At 54.1% G+C, this 15,386-nt stretch carries 14 protein-coding genes; 7 read left to right on the forward strand and 7 right to left on the reverse strand.

The genetic code is table 11. The features are described from left to right. Positions 1-62: 62 nt before the first annotated feature. Positions 63-4,079, forward strand: a complete 4,017-nt coding sequence (locus DQG23_RS15835; RefSeq protein WP_113031828.1) for a glycosyltransferase family 39 protein — start codon at positions 63-65, stop codon at positions 4,077-4,079. A 268-nt stretch (positions 4,080-4,347) separates the two neighbouring features. Here the strand turns inward: DQG23_RS15835 and DQG23_RS15840 are convergent, their stop codons facing one another. Both DQG23_RS15840 and DQG23_RS15845 read right to left on the reverse strand, forming a co-directional pair. Further along, complete coding sequence (locus tag DQG23_RS15840) at positions 4,348-4,578, reverse strand: hypothetical protein (RefSeq protein WP_113031829.1); 231 nt, start codon at positions 4,576-4,578, stop codon at positions 4,348-4,350. A gap of 132 nt (positions 4,579-4,710) precedes the next feature. Then, entirely contained in the window at positions 4,711-5,112 is a 402-nt protein-coding gene (locus DQG23_RS15845) for a VOC family protein (RefSeq protein ID WP_113031830.1), read from the reverse strand. Between the two features lie 279 nt (positions 5,113-5,391). Between DQG23_RS15845 and DQG23_RS15850 the strand changes: the two genes are divergently transcribed. Then, positions 5,392-5,814, forward strand: a complete 423-nt coding sequence (locus DQG23_RS15850) for a GtrA family protein (RefSeq protein WP_113031831.1) — start codon at positions 5,392-5,394, stop codon at positions 5,812-5,814. 65 nt (positions 5,815-5,879) lie between these two features. Further along, positions 5,880-6,968 (forward strand): diguanylate cyclase, encoded by a 1,089-nt coding sequence (locus tag DQG23_RS15855; protein WP_113031832.1) that lies wholly within the window; start codon positions 5,880-5,882, stop codon positions 6,966-6,968. A 47-nt stretch (positions 6,969-7,015) separates the two neighbouring features. Here DQG23_RS15855 and DQG23_RS15860 read toward each other — a convergent pair whose 3' ends face one another. From DQG23_RS15860 to DQG23_RS15875, 4 genes are all read right to left on the reverse strand, one after another. Then, entirely contained in the window at positions 7,016-7,822 is an 807-nt protein-coding gene (locus tag DQG23_RS15860) for a histidinol-phosphatase (protein ID WP_113031833.1), read from the reverse strand. A gap of 99 nt (positions 7,823-7,921) precedes the next feature. Continuing rightward, positions 7,922-8,824: a LysR family transcriptional regulator gene (locus DQG23_RS15865; protein WP_113031834.1), complete on the reverse strand. Its 903-nt coding sequence runs from the start codon at positions 8,822-8,824 to the stop codon at positions 7,922-7,924. 130 nt (positions 8,825-8,954) lie between these two features. Then, positions 8,955-10,034, reverse strand: coding sequence for an NAD(P)H-dependent flavin oxidoreductase (locus DQG23_RS15870; protein ID WP_113031835.1), 1,080 nt, complete (start codon positions 10,032-10,034; stop codon positions 8,955-8,957). Next, on the reverse strand, positions 10,031-10,729 hold the full coding sequence (locus DQG23_RS15875; protein ID WP_113031836.1) for a hypothetical protein: 699 nt from the start codon (positions 10,727-10,729) through the stop codon (positions 10,031-10,033). The genes DQG23_RS15870 and DQG23_RS15875 overlap by 4 nt, the downstream gene beginning before the upstream one ends. Positions 10,730-10,902: 173 nt before the next feature. Between DQG23_RS15875 and DQG23_RS15880 the strand changes: the two genes are divergently transcribed. The 4 genes from DQG23_RS15880 to DQG23_RS15895 all read left to right on the forward strand — a co-directional run bounded on the left by DQG23_RS15880 (position 10,903) and on the right by DQG23_RS15895 (position 14,709). Continuing rightward, positions 10,903-11,154: a hypothetical protein gene (locus DQG23_RS15880; RefSeq protein WP_113031837.1), complete on the forward strand. Its 252-nt coding sequence runs from the start codon at positions 10,903-10,905 to the stop codon at positions 11,152-11,154. Between the two features lie 19 nt (positions 11,155-11,173). Then, entirely contained in the window at positions 11,174-12,019 is an 846-nt protein-coding gene (locus DQG23_RS15885) for a YitT family protein (protein WP_420330235.1), read from the forward strand. 229 nt (positions 12,020-12,248) lie between these two features. Further along, positions 12,249-13,175, forward strand: a complete 927-nt coding sequence (locus tag DQG23_RS15890; protein WP_158560550.1) for a helix-turn-helix domain-containing protein — start codon at positions 12,249-12,251, stop codon at positions 13,173-13,175. Positions 13,176-13,251: 76 nt separating this feature from the next. Further along, on the forward strand, positions 13,252-14,709 hold the full coding sequence (locus tag DQG23_RS15895) for a hypothetical protein (RefSeq protein WP_113031840.1): 1,458 nt from the start codon (positions 13,252-13,254) through the stop codon (positions 14,707-14,709). 205 nt (positions 14,710-14,914) lie between these two features. On the opposite strand, the gene DQG23_RS15900 is transcribed toward DQG23_RS15895, so the two are convergent. Continuing rightward, positions 14,915-15,172 (reverse strand): cysteine-rich CWC family protein, encoded by a 258-nt coding sequence (locus DQG23_RS15900; protein WP_238177905.1) that lies wholly within the window; start codon positions 15,170-15,172, stop codon positions 14,915-14,917. Positions 15,173-15,386: the final 214 nt, after the last annotated feature.

The following is a 15,386-nucleotide window of genomic DNA, read 5'->3' on the forward strand; positions in this document are numbered from 1 at the left end:
TACGCGGCAACACCAAAAAATATACCGATCATATACGGGATCATTGAGAGGGAAACGTGACAATGACATTCGGCAAACGGATTTTACTCTCGGCTTTGCTGACTTCTGCTCTGGCATTCGGCTCGGGGACGGGGGCGGGCGTACCGGGGGCCAAGTATGCGGCGGCTGCGGAAGCTGCGGCAAATATGGTGCAAAACGCCGGCTTCGAGGAAGGAGCGGCGGATGTTTCGACTCCGCAGGGCTGGGAGCAGGATGTTTGGGACAAAGGAACGGAAGTAACGAAATTTCGCATGGACGCCGAACAGGGCCGGACCGGGACTCGTTCCGCCGTAATCGAGAACGTCAGGCCGAACGATGCCAAGCTTGTGCAGAAGCTTGCCGTAAAGCCCGATACGAAATACAAGCTGTCCGCCTGGACGAAGGTATCGCAAGCGGGCGCTTCAGCCAAAGGCGCTAACGTCTCGGTATTAGGCATTCTCGATACGTCCGCCGACGTGAAGGACACGAACGGCGCGTGGCAGCAGCTGACCTTGTACGGCAAAACCGGCCCTAAGCAGACGGAGCTGCAGGTTGCGGTCAGGCTCGGGGGCTACGGAAGCTTGAATACCGGCACCGCATGGTTCGACGATATTTCGCTGGAGGAAGTTCGCAGCGTGCCGTCAGGCTTCAAAGCCGTCTCGTTCGAGCCGCAAGAGGTCGCCGTTTCGCAAACGGGACCGAACGACCATGTTTCCGTATCGCTGACGCCGATCATCTTGTTCTCCATCTTGTTTACGGTCTTATTCGGCTTCGTTTATATTTATCTGATCAGACGCAAAGGCTTCGAAACGCTTTCGCCGAACCGTATTCACGGCATCGTGCTGGTTTCGCTCGCAGCGGCTTTCATAATCCGTCTGCTGATCGCGCCGACCACGACCGGGTATGCGACGGATACGATGACGTTCCGCGCTTGGGCGGACAGGCTTGCGGACGTCGGCATCATGCATTTTTATACCGGGGATCAGTTTTCCGATTATCCGCCCGGTTATATGTACGTGCTTTACTTAATCGGGACGATCCGGCAAGCTTTCGGCTTCGGCTTCGACGCGCCGGCATATTTGCTGCTCATCAAGCTGCCGGCAATTTTTGCGGATATCGTATCCGCTTATATGCTGTACCGGATCGCGCGCGGCCGCTTATCCGCAGGAATAGGCTTCGGCTTGGCGCTCCTCTATGCGTTCGCTCCGGCCGTCGGGGTCAATTCCGCCGTGTGGGGGCAGGTCGATTCCTTCTTTGCGATGTTCCTCTTGATGACCATCAAAGATATATTCGACAAGCGTTATGAGCGGGCATCGATTTTGTTCGCTTTAGCCGTCCTGGTCAAGCCGCAGGCGCTTATCTTTACGCCGGTGCTGCTGTTCGGCTGGTACGAGCTGCGTCATTCGGTCGTTAAAATCATTCGCAGCGCGCTGCTATCGCTCGTGACGTTCGTGCTGCTGGCGCTGCCGTTCGCAATCAATATGCCGGCAAGCTGGATATTCAAGCTGTACGGCGAAACGCTAAGCTCTTATCCGTATGCGACGCTGAACGCGTTTAATTTATTCGCGTTGACGGGCGGCAACTGGGTCGATCAAGACGTCAAGCTGCTGTTCCTGCCTTACCAAACCTGGGGCTACTTCGCGATCGCCGTGGCGCTTGCGGTTACGCTGTACGTTACGTACCGCGGACGCGCGCTGGAGAAGGACCGTTCCGTTCTGTTCGCCGGAGCGCTGCTTCTGATCGTTACGATGTTCGTGCTCGGTGTCCGCATGCATGAGCGCTATATGTTCCCCGTGCTGATTTTGCTGCCGGCGGTTTATGCGTTCACGCGGGATCGCCGTATGCTGCAGCTGTTTCTTGGCTTCGGGCTTACCCACTTCGTCAATGTGGCGTACGTGCTGGAAGCGAGCATGCAGAAGCAAACCGCGATCGATAAGCTGAACGGGATTTTGATGATCAGCTCGCTCGCGAACGTGCTGCTTTATGCTTATCTGATTTACGTCTGCATCGACATTTATGTCAAGGGCCGCATTCGCATCGTCCAGCCGCTGCAGCTGGTGCCGGCGGAGGACGGCTGGGCGGCCAAAGCGGCAGGCGATCTGCAATTGAGCGAAACGGGCAAAGGACGCGCCTTGGCTGCCGGACAACGCAAGCGCAAAGGCGAGAAGAAGAAGTCCGGTCCGCTGCCTGCAAGCGTCGGCGGCGAAAGCGCGGCAGGGCTCGAGGATCGCGGAGCCGCAGCGGATGAAGGAAGCCGAACCGGCGGCGATATCCGCTTATCCCGCAAAGACGGGCTCTGGATGGGCGTTATTACGCTCATTTATGCGATAGTCGCGTTCGTCAATCTCGGCTCGGCTACTGCGCCCGCCACGGCATGGAAGACCGATAAGAGCGGCCAGACGATCGTCTTCGATTTCGGCGCGCCAAAGTCGATCGAGCGCGTCAATCTGTATACGGGCATCGGCGACGGCAAGCTGAAGGTGGAATTTGCACCTTCGCTTAACGCTTGGCCCGAAAAGGGAGCGCAAACGGCGGAAATCAGCTACGTCAAGGTATTTGCCTGGACTAGCCTGCAAATCCGCCAGGAAGCGCGTTATGCCAAGCTGACCGTCGAGACCTCCGGGCTCGAGCTGTATGAGCTGGCTTTCTTCGAAAAGGACGGTCAAGCGGCATTGCCGTTTACGATTGTCAATCAAGGGGAAGCGGCTGACGAAAATGCGTTAAAAGGGTTCGACGAGCAGGAAAAGGTGAAATACAAGCCGTCTTATCTCGACGGCACGTATTTTGACGAGATTTATCACGCGCGTACCGCATTCGAGCATTTGCACGGTCTGCAAACGTACGAGAACACGCATCCGCCGCTCGGCAAGCTGCTCATTTCGGTCGGCATTTGGCTGTTCGGGATGAACCCGTTCGGCTGGCGGATCGTCGGAACGGTCATCGGCATCGCGATGCTGCCGCTTATGTATGCATTCGCGAAGCGGATATTCCGGCGCACGCCTTATGCGATAATCGCGACGACGCTGCTGGCAGCCGATTTTATGCATTTTGCGCAAACGAGAATTGCCACGATCGACGTGTACGGCGTCTTTTTCATCATGCTGATGTATTATTTCATGTACCGGTATTTCACGTTGAATTTTTACCGCGTTCCGTTCCGTAAAACGCTGGTGCCGCTGTTCTGGGCGGGATTGTTTTTCGGGATCGGAGCGGCATCCAAATGGATCGTCATCTATGGCGGCGCAGGACTGGCTTTCTTGCTGTTTCTGTCCCTGTACGAAAGGTATCGGGAATACGAGGCGGCCAAAGGGGCGCTTGCTGCGGCTAAAGGCCAAGGCGCTGCAAACGGGGAATCGATGCTGGAGCAGTGCCGCGAGATGGTCAAGCAGTTCCCGCGCCGCACGATAGCGACGCTTGGCTGGTGCTGTCTGTTTTTCGGCGCGATCCCTATCGTCATCTATGCGCTGTCTTTCATCCCGTGGCTGACGGGCGACGGCGGACATTATACGCTTAAAGGGCTGATCGACGCGCAGAAGAGCATGTTCGATTACCACAGCAAGCTGGTTGCGACGCATTCGTTCGGCTCTCCTTGGTGGGAATGGCCGGTTATCGTCAAGCCGATCTGGTACTTCGGCGGTCAGGCTTTGCTGCCAGAAGGCATGGTATCCAGTATCGTTTCGATGGGCAACCCGGCTGTCTGGTGGGTTGGGCTGCTGGCCGTGCCGGTTACGATTTGGCTCGTCTCGCGCAGCCGCGACAAAGGGATGATCGTCGTGCTCGTCGCATACTTCTCCCAGTATGTTCCGTGGATGCTCGTAACGCGGCTGACGTTCATTTACCATTATTTTGCGATGGTGCCTTTCATGATCTTGTGCATCACGTACGGATTGAAGACGCTGATCGAGCGTAAGCCGGGCTGGAAAAAGGCAGCATATGCGTACGTAGGCGTCTCGATCGCACTGTTCGTCCTGTTTTACCCGATTTTATCGGGAATGATCGTCAGCAAGTCGTACGTCATGTATGTGCTTCGCTGGTTCCCTACATGGTTTTTCTACAGCTGACCGCCGGAAAAGGCGCAGCTGCAAGGCCGCTCCCGCGCTGCTGCGCGAGGGGCGGTTATATTTCAACGGTAAACGCGCACGTCCCAAAGTACGGCGGAGCCGTTTATTCTTGAATGTCAGAAAGGTTATCCTCGGCGGATTGTTCCATTTCCCGGTAAACGCGATTTGTCCTTAGCTTATGCTTACGAAGTCGCTTTCTTCGAAAGCGTTTAGGACGGCGAAGTCGTTTATCCTTGTTTCGTCCGGAGAACGACTCTATGAGCCCGTCCTAATATTTATACAAAAAAAGCTTCCAGACCGCTCCTAGGGCGGTAAGGAAGCTTTTTTGCTCGCCTGAATTCGAGACCTGCTGCCATCGAAACAGCTCCGCAGGCTGTAGTCCGAATCTGCCGACTTGGAGCAGGGCATCAAGCTTCCCCCTGCGCTCTAGTCCGAATTGGCCTGCTTGGAGCAAGGATTTTCCGGCCTGCAGTGCCGAATAGCCGCTGCAAGCGGGCATTTTCGGACTCCATGCGAGGAAAAGAAGCCGGACTCGATTCCAAGCGGGCAAATTCGGACTCCAGTATATGCAAGCGACGAGCGGGGAAGGGACCATTGAGACAGTACCCTTATGCATGTTATGGAGCCTAATCTACGAAGCTTCGTTTTCGGGTTTGCCGGGAGGCGCATGAAACTGAAGGGCGCCCCAAAGGTTTCCTTCCGGATCATAAAATTTAAGGACCCAGCCAAATCCGTCATTCTGGTACAGTTGGATCCGCGTATCGTGTTTTACGAGCGTTTCATGAAGCTCGTGAATTCTGGCCGTTCGGTACAACAGCACCGGAAAGTCGGTACCGTTCACCGTATAGTGCGCATATGTCGAATCGTCTTGCGTCTGCCATAACATCAGAAGAGGCCCTTCCGGCAAAGTAAGGAAGGCGATTCGGTCGCCGTCGCGGCTGCTCAATCGAAAGCCCAAAAACTCGGTATACCATGAGATGGCCCGGTCCATCTGACGAACCGGAATTTGCATGTGTTCAAGGGAAGTAAGCAAGACGATTCTCCTCGCATCGTTTTTTGGTATCCTCTAAGAAATAAATCCCCGTATACATCGCTGCCGGCAGGATAACAATTATGTATATTTTACCAAAGACATTGGGGTGCTGCATGTCATTTTTTATCAATTTCGCGGCGGTAAGAATTTTGCTTGGAAAACTGCATGCTCCGCGTTTATCCGCCGTTTGCTCTGGAGCATCGTTTCCGATAAGATTAGGTGAGGTCACCCGAAACAAAGGGACCGATCGAGACCAAACGCAAACGGGGCGTTAATCACATGACCAAGTCGCAGGGACTGCTGCAGTTTATCAAATTCAACCTTGTAGGGCTGCTCAATACAGGGATCGATATGGCCGTTTTTTTTGCGCTGACCGGCGTCGGCCTGGGATACGTACCGGCTCAAGTGTTGTCATTTATGAGCGGGATGCTGAACAGTTATTTGTGGAACCGGAATTGGACGTTCCGCCCTGCCGCCGCGGAGGCGGGCAGCCGGCCGAAATCGGAGCGGAAGCAAATCGTCAGATTCGTCGTCCTGAACGGCGTGACGCTGCTGCTGTCGATCGTACTGCTGTACGTATTCGTCTCGGTAATGGGACTATCCGAAGCATTAGGAAAGGTTGTTGCTACGGTGTGCACGCTTGCCGTGAGCTTTGCGGGAAGCCGGTTTTGGGTTTTTCATTCGCAAAAGCCGGCTGCTTAAGCGGTTTTGTGAATTCTGCTAACGAGTCAGTCATAAGCTTAAGCGATTGAACAGGCAGGTGGAACGTGCTCAAAAATTTAATTGCAAATATGGCCTTGCTCACAGCGTATTTGTTCGTGGTCACTCAGCTGTTCCGAAACCGGCCTGTCGATATCCGCGCGTCGAACAGACGCAAGCTGCTCTTCGGCACATTAAGCGGCGGCTTCGGCATCGTGCTGATGAGCTACAGCTTGGTGCTGGACGAGCTGACTCGTCTTGACCTGCGCTATTTGGCCGTGATGGTCGCCGCGCAGTACGGCGGGTTGACCGCAGCGCTGCCTGCCGGTCTTATCGTGGCGCTGGGCAGGGTACTTTTTTTTGGCGGCTTTAATCATGCGTCCATTACCGGCAGCGTCAGCATTATCATCTTCGGTGCGGTCGCAGGGATGGCCGCGGAACGCATCGCATCGCTGTGGCCGCGCTGGACGATTTTTTTACTGTCTTTTTCCGTTATTTCAAGCGCAGGCATGTTGTATTCGTTCGGAATGCGAAGCTTGGAATATCTCCCGATTTATTTGGGCGTAGGCATCAGCGGAGGGTATTTTACCGCCTATTTGGTCAGTCATTTGAATCGATCGACTGCGACTCTGATGAAGCTGAAGGACGCGTCGGTTAAAGATTTTTTAACCGGACTGAATAATCGGCGATCGTTCAATACCGCTTATCAAGCCGCCTTGACGAGAGTATATGCACAGGAGCGGCCGCTGTCTCTGTTGCTTCTCGACATCGATCATTTCAAGCAGATCAACGATACTTACGGCCATGGCGCCGGCGATGCGGTGCTGGCCCAATTCGGACGTATGCTTTCGGGCATGATGCGCAGCCAGGACACGATATCGCGCATCGGCGGCGAGGAGTTCTCGATTATTTTACCGGACTGTCCGCATGAACGGGCTCTCGAAATCGCCGAAAGAATCCGGCAAGCAGCGGAATCTTACGTTTACCGGCTGCCGAACGGCAACCGTCTGACGGCTACCGTATCCGTCGGCGCGGCATCTTTCCCGGACACGCCTGCAGGCGAGCTGTTATCGGAGGCCGACGCCGCGTTATACGAAGCCAAGAGGCTGGGGCGGAATAGGGTGTGCTCCAGCAAACAGCTCAAGGAACGCAAATAAAGCCAGCTTGACCCTCAAAGGTCGGCTGGCTTTATGCGTATGTTTTGTTATAACGGTACGACTACCTTTTGCTTTTGCCGGAAAAAGACCCATTCCCGGTAGCCGATTTCTTTAAGCCGCTTGTTAACCTGCTCCCATTCGTCGCCGACACGGCTCGGCTTATGCGCATCGGAGCCGAACGTAACCTCGACGCCGTAGTGAAGCGCAAGCTCGAGGATATCGTCCGACGGATACCAGCCGCCGCAATCCTTCGTATTGCCCGACGTATTGATTTCAATCGCCAGGCCGCATTCGCCGATCATTTTCAGCGTATCCTCGACCGCTTTCGTCTGTATGGATGAAAAGGAAGGATAAAACCCTTTCATCGCGTCGATATGCCCGAGAATTTGAAACATGCCGGATTGCGCGGATTGTCTGATCTGGTCGTAATACGTTTCCTTGACCGCAACCTTTTCCGCCTCGGAGAGCCCCTTCCAGCGATTTTTATTGAATATGCTGACACCGTTCGTTTGATGGACGGAGCCGATAATGTAATCGAACGGGTACTTGTCGTAAACGGCGCGGTATACGTCGGCATGCTCCGGAAAAAAATCGGACTCGACGCCGAGCAGCACCTCGATTTTATTTTTGTACGTTTCCTTAAGCCGCAAAACTTCTTCCACATAGTTGGAAAACTCGCTTTTGGCCATTGCGATATACGGCTCGGCATGATCTTCCTTGCGGGCGAAAAAAGGAGAATGATCGGAAATGCCGATCACCTGCAGCCCGTGCTTGATGCCTGCTTCTACATAGTCGCGTATCGTGTCGACGGCATGGCCGCAGCGTTCGTGGTGCGTATGAAGATCAAATTTCATAGTGTAGCCTCCGCTGTTCGAAAAGTAAAAACTCCGCGTCGTTTTCGTACCGGGATAGTATAACCGTTTTCACGTGCTGCAACCGCCGGCCTTGGACGTCTACTCGGAGCCGATAAAGTGGGTTTCGGGCATTCCCTTCAAGTCACTTAAAAATTGCTGCATCGCCGAATTCAAATAACGGCCCGACTTATAAATGACGCCGACCGGATGGCTGATTTCAAGCTCGCTTACATGAATCATTTTGAGCGTGCCGAGACGAACTTCGTTGGCCGCCGACATTTTGGAGATGATTGCCGCGCCAAGGTTCAGCTCGACCATCCTTTTGACTTCCTCGCTGCTGGACAGCTCCATGACAACCTGCGGAACGATGTTGAGCCGTTGAAAAATTTGATCGACGAATCTTCTTCCTGCCGTATCCGGGGACAGCATGATGAATGGAATATAGCGCAGCTCCTCCACAGTCGTATGCGAGTAACGGGCGAGGGGGTGGTTGGTCGATACGACAAGCTCGAACGTATCGAAATAGAGGACGGACGTTTCCAGGCCGGGGTGTTTCTCGAATAAATACCCGATGCCCATGTCGATGGAGCCGTTCTCGACGCTCGTCATGATTTGCGAAGAAGGCATGGAGTGGATCGTCGTCTTGATCATCGGAAACTGATTTTGAAAATAAGACAGCACACGCGGCAATATTTGCATCGCAATCGACGTCGTCGTTCCGAGATGTATATGGCCTTGCGGCGTATTTTCCAGATCCGCCAGCCGCTGCCGCATATCTTCGACCGTACGGACGACTTTATAGGCATGTTCGAGAAAAACGCGGCCGCTGTCCGTAAGCGTAACCGGCTGATTGCGGTCGATCAGCGTCGTCTGGAATTCATCCTCCAGGCTTTTGATTTGCGCCGATACGGCAGGCTGCGTCAAATTGAGCAGCTCGCCCGCTTTCCGGAAGCTCATGGTTTTGGAAAGGGTAATGAATGTTTCCAGCTGATTGATGTTCATTCGCCGTTGCCTCCTTTCACGATAGGATTCCGTTAACGCGGTAATGTTGTAGATCATTATATGACATGCGATAAGGGCAGGCAACGATACGGAGCATCTTTTTTGCGGAATATCGCTTCGAAGATGCGCTTCAGCCGATGATTGCTTCGGCCTGCCGTACGATTTCCCGGATGATTTGCCCGGCATCTTGGCCGTTTGTCAAGAGCGACGTTCCTTGTCCGGCCCATAGCGACATATATTCGGCGTTATGCTGAGCGGCTGCGGCGTTGCGTATATCGCGGGTTGCGGTGTTTTGCGACGGGAAGGGCAGAGGCGGCAAGCCGGCTTGCTCGAAGTCGCGGACGAACGAATTGCGTATGCCGCGTGCGGGCCTGCCGGAAAAAGCGGTCGTAATCGCTGTGCTTTCCGCATCGCTGCCGAGCAGCGACTCCCTGTAAGCCGCATGCGTGCCGGCTTCGGCGGCGGTAAGGAAGCGGGTGCCAAGCTGCGCGCCCTGTGCGCCAAGCGCAAGCGCAGCGACAAGTCCGCGTCCGTCCATAATGCCGCCGGCAGCGATGACGGGTATGCGGACGGCATCGGCGATTTGCGGCACGAGCGCCAACGTGCCGATGTTCGCGCCGAGCGGATTGGCGGAAACGTCGAACGTGCCGCGGTGCCCGCCCGCTTCCGCGCCCTGAGCGACGATGGCATCGGCGCCGGCAAGCTCGGCCTGACGGGCTTCCTTCACCGTGGTCGCCATGGCGATGTTCCGGATGCCGAGGCGCTGGGCCTCCAAGGCTTCCCTCTCGGGCAGAACGCCGAAAGCGGTGCTGATGACCGGAACACGCTCTTCAAGCAGAAGGGCGATTTGGGCGTCCACCCAGTCGGGAGTTGCCGGCGGGGCGGAGCTGCCTGCCGGATCGAGCGATAGCTTGCGCCGCATGGAGTCCAGCACAGGCTGAACCTCGCCGTTGCGGCTCCAATCGTCCTTCATTGACGTGACGAACAGATTGACGCCGAACGGACGGTCTGTAAGCTTCCGAATCGCCGCGATCGCTTCGCGGATATCGGAAGGCTTCATATAGGCGGCACCCAAAGTGCCGAGCCCGCCTGCTTCCGAGACGGCGGCGACAAGGCCGGGCGTCGTCGGTCCGCCGGCCATGCCCGCTTGGATAATGGGATGCCGGATCGCAAGCAATCGGCATAAATCGGTATTCATCGTTATATTCATCGCGATTCACCTTCGCCTTCCGGATGTGGCGCTGCAAGCAGCGCGTCAAGCGCCGCTTGCAGCGGATCGAGCACGGGGATACCGGATTCCTGTTCAAAGGCTTGTCCCGCACCGGACATGGAAAGCTGCGCGACGGCAAGTATTCGGGTTCCTCGGCTTTTATCATCGCCCGGCAGTTCTGCAGATGCAGTACGAATGCCTTCCGCCAGACGTTCCAGATAAGCATCGCGCTCGCCGTTCATCAGCAGTTTGAACGCATCGGGAATGAGACTGCAGGCGACGTCCGGCTCCAGATTCCGGTCGGCATTCCAGCGGCGCAGGGCGGCCATTGTCGGCTCGACGGTGCCGGGATTCGTAAACAGCAGGTGCACCGGACGTCCGGCGGCATGGAGCGATTCGAAAAACAGCTCGTCCAAACGCAAGACGGGGATGCGGAAGAAATCGGAATCCGGAAGCAGCGCACAATATTCGGTACAGGTTACGAGCAGCGCGTCTGCGCCGCAATCGGCGATCCAATGAATAAGCTCGCTCAGCTTGGCTCTCGCATGACGGCTATCGAAGGCGGGATCATTGGCGAGGCGTTCGGCGATGCCCGGCTCCGCGAAGTGAAGGAAGCGGACGGGACCGGAAGCGGCCGCCTCGAAAAAACCGGCGTTGGAATGATGGGCATGCAAAAAGCCGATCGTTTTAAGCATAGGTCAACATTCCTTTCGCAGCGTTTGGCTTGCTTAGTTCCAATTTTACCCGATCGGGCGTTTAGATGAAAGGCGATGGGGATAGAGGGAAAAGTTTTTGTAATTATGGATGTGTTATTATATAATAATATATAGGTAACTATATAATTATCATGTTATAAAGGATGAATGTCTTGGCTCAAACCTATAGCAAGGCGAAAATCGAGCATTATTTGGAGCGGCTGCGAGTACGCAGCAAAGCATATTGCCAGCAATCGGAACTAGCCGAATTGAAGGAGGTGCGGCAATTTCTGCTTGGACAAATATCCGCAAACGAGCTCATTATCAAAGAATTGAAGGCGGAGTTCGGCTTGTGCGGAGTGAATTCGGAAGAGGAAGGGAAGCGGGAGCATGACATCGAACTCGTTGCAAATGAAGAAGAATAAACCGCTGCAGCACCAAAGAATGGGGCTTGCCCAAGTTGCAAGACGGGCGTTTTTTATCATGTTGGGGGCGGCCCTCATGGCGGTCGGTCTGGAAATTTTTCTGGTTCCCAATAACATTATCGACGGCGGCGTTGTCGGCATTTCAATCATCGTATCGCATGTAAGCGGCTTGCCGCTCGGCATCTTTTTATTTTTACTCAACTTGCCGTTTTTATTTCTCGGTTACAAACAAATCGGTAAAACCTTCGCGCTTTCAACGCTGTTCGGCGTTGCGATTATGTCGATAGGCACGACCTTGCTTCATCCGGTTGCGCCGTTAACGATCGACCCTCTGCTTGCGGCCGTGTTCGGCGGCGTTATTCTCGGTATCGGCGTAGGGATGGTCATACGTTTCGGGGGATCGCTGGACGGTACGGAAATCGTCGCGATTCTGGTCAATAAGAAGACGCCGTTCTCCGTAGGCGAAGTGGTCATGTTTTTTAACTTCTTCATCCTGGGCAGCGCAGGCTTCGTGTTCGGATGGGATCATGCGATGTATTCGCTTATCGCCTATTACATTGCTTTCAAAATGATCGACTTGACGATCGAGGGCTTCGACGAATCGAAGGCCGTTTGGATCATCAGCGAACGTTTTAAGGATATCGGCGACGCGCTGGTTGCAAGGCTCGGACGCGGCGTTACGTATTTTCACGGTGAAGGCGGTTTCTCGGGAGACAGCAAGCGGGTTATTTTCTGCGTAATTACCCGGCTCGAGGAAGCGAAGCTGAAATCGATCGTCGACGACATCGACCCTGCGGCGTTTATGGCGGTCGGCAATATCCATGACGTCAAGGGCGGACGGTTCAAGAAGAAGGATATCCATTAGCGGCGAATCGAAAGAAACCTGCGAGTACGATTTTGCGAAATCGTATTGGCCGGTTTCTTTTTATGTTCGAGTGAGCGGCTCCAAACGGGGAGGGCCAACGTATGCGGTTTTTGCACGAAACGATCTTCATTCTGCGCATCGGCAGTGGCGGCCTTCGGGCCGTAAGGGTACAATGGTTGTAACGCGCTTTGTTGCCGCGAGCAGCACAATGACAAGGAGTCCAGACCATATGCCAGACAAGTGGAAAGCTGCGGGCAGATTGACCAAATTTCATTTCGATAACGTGTACTACAACGATCCGCGGCCATACGACGCTATTCTGCTGTACCAGGTGGGCGATCTGAGCACCGGCTCCGGTTTTTCGATCGGCGGTCATTTTCAATTCTGCTATGAAATCACGTATTTCACTTCGGGCCGCGGGCATTACAGCAGCGACTATAGCCAGTATCCAGTCAAAGCCGGCGACATTTATTTAAGCTTGCCTGGAGACATTCACAACGGCCATGCGGATGACAGTGACCCGTTCCGCTATTACTATATCGGTTTCGGCTTCGACGATTCGCACGGCGGGTACAGCCGTTTTGCCCATATTCAGCGGATGCTCGATCAGGTAAAGTTTCCGGTTGCGGCGGATAAATGCGGGCTGGAAACGCCGTTTCTCGGTATTTTCAACGAGCTGATCAATCTGAAGGAACATTCGGACGAACTGATCAAAACGTATGTGCATCAAATTATTTTTTTCGTTTACCGGAGTTTTTTCGACAGCTGGGAGAAGCAGTATTCCCGTCAGACCGGCGCGGATGCGAATCAAGACGTCGTGTACGAAATTATTCATCGCATCGACAGCAACCTGGAGAACGGCGCGATCTTTAAGCTTTCGCAGCTTGGCGAAGCTCTTGGTTACAGCTATTCCCATTTATCGCATCTTTTTTCTCAGAAGACGGGGCTTACGATCAAGCAGTATTTCAATCGCAAACGGTTCGAGAAAGCCGTCGAATGGCTGAAGGCGCCGGATTGCAGCGTGACGGAAATATCGGACAAGCTGGGCTACCAGTCGATCCATACGTTCAGCAAGGCGTTTCGCAAAAGCTTCGGGTTATCTCCCACGGACTATCGGCAAATGATCGGCAATCGCAAAAAAGGAACAACGGATTAGCCGTTATGGTCAAAGACAGTGCAGGCGCTTCCTGATACGATTCGATTGAGAAAAGCGAGTATGAGGAGGCGTTCTTGTGGATAAGATCACGCACGAAGGAACCCGTTGGACGATTGTTCACGGCAAGTATGACGGAGTCGAAAAACATGCGCTGCATGTGCTGTACAATATCGTTCAGCCGTATGTCCCTTATTTGATGACCTTGCACTCGGACAGCGAGGAGCGGGAAACGCTTCAGGACTACAATCTGATCGTACTGGGTACCGTTCATTCCAGCGAATGGATCAGGGAACTGGCGGACAACGGAACGATCCGGCCGCATCCCAAAGCGGAAGGATATAAGATCAAAGTAACGCAAAGCCCGTTAAACCCGGAGCGGCAAATGATCGTTCTGGCCGGCACGGACGAGAACGGCGCTTTGTACGCGGTAAATGATTTCGAACACTACTATTTGGATGCCAACGACGACGACATTTTTCAGCAGAAAAAAAACTTTACGGCAGAGATGCCGGCCTACGAAGCGTCGAGCGCTCCAGCCATCGCGGACAGAGGCTTTTGGACTTGGGGGCATGTCATTTACGATTATCGTGCCTACATCGACAACATGGCGAAGTGGAAATTGAATTTTATTACGATCTGGAACGATTTTGCGCCGATCAATGCCAAAGAGGTAACGGATTACGCCCATTCGCGGGGTATCAAGGTGATCTGGGGCTTTTCGTGGAGCTGGGGAGAGACATGCAACCCTGACGATCCGGAGGATCTGGACAAGTGGACGGAGCGCGTGCTGCAAACGTATGAAACGCAATATGCGCATCTTGGCGGGGACGGCATTTATTTTCAGACGTTTACGGAAACGAATGACAAGCACATTGGGGATAAGCCGATTGCGGAGCTGGTGGTCAAGTGGGTCAATCATATTTCGGGCAAAATGCTGGAGAAGCATCCTGACCTATGGATCAAATTCGGTCTGCATGCGACTTCGATCCGGGAAAATTATACCTACCTGGAGAAGCTTGATCCGCGGGTTAATATTACGTGGGAGGATGCGGGGGCATTCCCGTATCATTACGAAGCGGCCGATTCCGAGACGATCGCGGAAACATTGCAATATACGTCTACTATAAGCGGATTGCGGGGGCGGGAGGAAGATTTCGGACTTGTGATTAAAGGCTGCACGTTCTTGAACTGGTTTGCTTTCGAACATCAGAAGGGCGTTATTGTGCTTGGAGAAGCGAAACCTTCCTTCATCGAAACGATGTCCGGACAGCAAGACCGGGCGAATCGGCAGTGGAAGCATCAGCAGGCTTACTGGATGAAAAATTTGCCGCAACTGCTGGACACGTTAAAAGTGGCTTTGGAGAGCGGAGCCGGACGCGTATCGGCAGAAGCTCTGGTCGAGCATGGCCTCTGGGAGAAGCACATGTGGTTCCCCGCTGCGCTATGCGCCGAAAGCTTGTGGAATCCTTACGAGGATGCCGGGGAACTGATTCGCAAAGTCGCGTTGGTGAAAGAAGTTCATTTTGCGTCCTAGCGGGGTGAGCGAATTACATGCGGGGGAGGGTGTTCCGTTTATCGCGGGACGCCCTTTTCCCTTTTGGCCATGCGGAGAACGGCTTGTTTCGATGAGCAGGCAGCGATTTCACGATCGGCATGACGAATAGCTGTAAAATTAGCATACGTTGGCTGCCTGCGAGGGAGCTCCGGCAATATGAGCAAGTATTCGGCTGGAAGGATTATTAGAACGTCTGGTTCTCCTTAAAGGCGCGGAGGCATTCGCTGCAGATGCAGGCTTTGCCCCGTTCTTCGGGAGGGATAAGCGCGAAAATTTCGCGAGGGAAGCCCGCTGTGCTGCACCAGCACGCTTCGATCGGCTTGCCGGTGAGAACCGCACAGCCGTTATCCTTTCCGCATAGCGGACAGCTTCCGGCTTGTTCATTATGTTCCGCCACGTTTAGCACCGTCATTTCGTTCAGGAATAGGACTTCTATTGTCATTGAGTTCCACAACGAGATTTTATCACAAAACGGCGGCTAAGCGTACCCTGCCTCATGCTGAGAGCTCTCAGGCTGTACATGCACTCGCGCAACAAAGTACTGGATGATTGGGTATTGCCGGGTTACAATACTATTGATTGGGTTTCTTGTACCGGATAAAAAAATGATAGGCTTCCTCCCAGGCTGACTCCGGCGTTCCGGCCCAACCGGCTGC

Origin of the sequence: Paenibacillus contaminans, from assembly GCF_003285015.1 — a bacterium.
GTDB classification, from domain to species: Bacteria; Bacillota; Bacilli; order Paenibacillales; family NBRC-103111; genus Paenibacillus_V; species Paenibacillus_V contaminans.

Excerpts from the sequence above, each read along its gene's own strand:
- DQG23_RS15865 (WP_113031834.1), bottom strand. The coding sequence starts at position 8,824 with ATGAACATCAATCAGCTGGAAACATTCATTACCCTTTCCAAAACCATG.
- DQG23_RS15850 (WP_113031831.1), top strand. The coding sequence starts at position 5,392 with ATGACCAAGTCGCAGGGACTGCTGCAGTTTATCAAATTCAACCTTGTA.
- DQG23_RS15890 (WP_158560550.1), top strand. The coding sequence starts at position 12,249 with ATGCCAGACAAGTGGAAAGCTGCGGGCAGATTGACCAAATTTCATTTC.
- DQG23_RS15900 (WP_238177905.1), bottom strand. The coding sequence starts at position 15,172 with ATGACAATAGAAGTCCTATTCCTGAACGAAATGACGGTGCTAAACGTG.
- DQG23_RS15840 (WP_113031829.1), bottom strand. The coding sequence starts at position 4,578 with ATGCCCGCTTGCAGCGGCTATTCGGCACTGCAGGCCGGAAAATCCTTG.
- DQG23_RS15885 (WP_420330235.1), top strand. The coding sequence starts at position 11,174 with ATGGGGCTTGCCCAAGTTGCAAGACGGGCGTTTTTTATCATGTTGGGG.
- DQG23_RS15870 (WP_113031835.1), bottom strand. The coding sequence starts at position 10,034 with ATGAATATAACGATGAATACCGATTTATGCCGATTGCTTGCGATCCGG.
- DQG23_RS15860 (WP_113031833.1), bottom strand. The coding sequence starts at position 7,822 with ATGAAATTTGATCTTCATACGCACCACGAACGCTGCGGCCATGCCGTC.
- DQG23_RS15835 (WP_113031828.1), top strand. The coding sequence starts at position 63 with ATGACATTCGGCAAACGGATTTTACTCTCGGCTTTGCTGACTTCTGCT.
- DQG23_RS15875 (WP_113031836.1), bottom strand. The coding sequence starts at position 10,729 with ATGCTTAAAACGATCGGCTTTTTGCATGCCCATCATTCCAACGCCGGT.